The sequence below is a fragment of the Pseudomonas sp. 2995-3 genome (genome assembly GCF_002742565.1).
Classification (GTDB): domain Bacteria; phylum Pseudomonadota; class Gammaproteobacteria; order Pseudomonadales; family Pseudomonadaceae; genus Aquipseudomonas; species Aquipseudomonas edaphica.
In genome coordinates, this window is record NZ_LJSB01000318.1 from 1 (window position 1) to 275 (window position 275).

At 35.3% G+C, this 275-nt stretch carries 1 pseudogene; it reads left to right on the top strand.

The features are described from left to right. Positions 1 to 20: 20 nt before the first annotated feature. Positions 21 to 275, top strand: a pseudogene (locus AOA62_RS29590) (alkyl hydroperoxide reductase subunit F); the annotation flags it as partial.

Genomic DNA, 275 nt, shown 5'->3' on the forward strand with positions numbered 1-275 from the left:
AATTTAAGGAGTGCAAATAAATGGTACTTGATGCAGAAATTAAGGCACAATTGGATCAATACCTACAACTAATGGAAGGAGATATCCTTCTTAAAGTAAGTGTAGGAAATGATAAAGTATCTGAAGACATGTTAGAACTTGTTAATGAACTTGCTTCAATGTCTTCTAAAATATCTTTTGAAAAAGCTGAGTTAGAAAGAACGCCAAGCTTTAGTGTAAACCGTGTCGACGAGGAAACTGGTGTAACCTTCGCAGGTATTCCATTAGGACATGAA